The 2098-nt window shown below is 54.6% G+C and carries 1 protein-coding gene; it reads left to right on the plus strand.

The genetic code is table 11. The features are described from left to right. Nucleotides 1–391: 391 nt before the first annotated feature. A complete protein-coding gene (locus ASH01S_RS17500) occupies nucleotides 392–1327 on the plus strand; it encodes a bifunctional helix-turn-helix transcriptional regulator/GNAT family N-acetyltransferase (protein WP_067929715.1) in 936 nt (311 codons plus the stop codon). Nucleotides 1328–2098: the final 771 nt, after the last annotated feature.

The raw sequence follows: 2098 nt of genomic DNA on the forward strand, positions 1-2098 counted from the left end.
AATTGGATTTGGCCAATTGCAGCGCTGTTTCAATCTGTTCAAACGGCATGCGGTGCGAAATGAACTGCCGAGGCACCTCCGGGTGCTCGTACAAGAAACGCAGCACCTGTGGAAACAGACCGACACTGTACCGGGCACCGTGCAATTCGATGTCTTTCTTCGTCAGCAACTGTCCCGAAAGCGGACGTCCGAACCGGTCAGTCCCACAATGACAATGCGCCCTGCGGCACTCAACACTTCAAATTGGAATCAACTCATTTTTACATTTTCAATTCGCCGTGTCCACTATCCTCGCTCCCTCTACCCCTTCTAACCAAGATGACGAGGATTTAAATAGTTGACGAAAGCAATTATTTGTTGGACAATATCAAGTAAATATGGAGGTGATTTAATGCAAATCAATGATGTTGAGACGCAAATCGATGCCATTCGGAGCTTCAACCGCTTTTTCACTCGACAGATCGGTGTACTTCGCGAGGGCCTGCTGCATAGCCCGTACTCCCTGACCGAAGTCCGTATCCTGTTTGAGATCGCACATTCAAACGGCTTGACCGCTTCCGATTTATCGCGCGAACTGGGTCTGGACCCAAGTTACCTCAGTCGCATCTTGGGCCGCCTTGAACAGAAAGGTCTTATCGACAAAGTACGTTCGGAGACTGACGGCCGTCAGCGGCTCCTTTCCCTCACCTCTGAGGGAAAGGAGGTCTTCAACCTACTTGACGATCGCTCGCGTGAAGAGGTGGCTGAGATGCTCAGTCAGCTGTCCGAGGGGGATCGCCAGCGCCTGCTTGAGGCCATGCATACCATCGAAAATGTTCTTTCCAAGGGTGAGGGCTTCAAGTTCTCTGAACCCTTCATTCTACGGCAGCCTGAGCCTGGCGACATGGGATGGATTGTCCACCGTCACGGCGTTCTTTACGCACAGGAGTACGGGTGGGACGAACGCTTCGAGGCGTTGGTTGCACAAATTGCTGCGGATTTTATCAATAACCACAATCCGGCCAGAGAACGAGGTTGGATTGCTGAAATGAACGGTGAAATCGTAGGCAGTGTCTTTGTAACAAAAGACAGTGATACGGTTGCCAAACTCCGGCTGCTTCTGGTTGAACCCAAGGCGCGTGGATTAGGTCTGGGAAATCGCCTCGTTAAAGAAGCGATACGGTTTGCGCAACGGAGCGGTTATCGGAAAATGATGCTGTGGACTAACAGTGTACTCAAGGCAGCCCGGCATATCTACGAAAAGCACGGGTTTAAGCTCGTGAAGGAAGAAGAGCATCACAGTTTCGGTCACGACCTCGTTGGTGAGTATTGGGAGCTCACCCTCTGAGGCGATACGCCCTAGCCGTACCAAAGACGAGAGAGGATACGATGGGGAGGGGGCGGCTGGATGACGTGCAGAGGTTTGAAGATGGACTGGAGACGCAGAGGACGCGGTGGGGTGCAGTCGCCGCAGCTGATGACGAAGGAGCTTGGGATAAGTACTGTCAGCCACGGGAGCGTCTTGGCTTGTTTCTTCGCTTTTACTGCCCTTGGTTTGCCCGTCTCCACCAGACTCGCCGAGCGGCTAGGGGCCACCCCGTCACTCGCCGTAGCCGCCACGGTAGCAGGAGCAACTTTGGTTGGGCTCGGATTCACCGCACTGTCGGCGACCGCGGGGCCCGCTAATTCGCTGGTTCAGTCCGCCACCGGGCTATCCTGTACTCGGATGTCTCCTCGGCGTCTTTCCCTTGCTTCGGGGCTAATGCAGGCCGCCTCGGGAATCATGAGGGTAATCACGATGGCCTCCTTTTTTGTGCCCGTGGGGATGATGTCCGGCTTCTGGGCAGCCACGGCTGGGCTGCTTGCTTTGACTGCTGGAGGTTTGGCTGCAACTGTGCGGATCGGAGTGGGAGCATGTGCGGACCGACAACCGCAGGCAAACATTCTTGTAGTGGTCTGCATGATGTTCGCCGGGACGGGCGGCCTCCTATCCGTATGCGCCAAGTCTTGAGAGCGAAGAACTGAACGATGAAGTCATTGCCCAGCACCTGCATCCGGAGATTTCGGATCTGTGGGAACCCACGAGCGTGTAAAGTTTCAGTAGGGGCTTTTCCCCGGG

The sequence above is a fragment of the Alicyclobacillus shizuokensis NBRC 103103 genome, from assembly GCF_001552255.1.
Taxonomy (GTDB): Bacteria; Bacillota; Bacilli; order Alicyclobacillales; family Alicyclobacillaceae; genus Alicyclobacillus_G; species Alicyclobacillus_G shizuokensis.

Coding starts and splice junctions, on each gene's coding strand:
- ASH01S_RS17500 (WP_067929715.1), top strand. CDS start 392: ATGCAAATCAATGATGTTGAGACGCAAATCGATGCCATTCGGAGCTTC.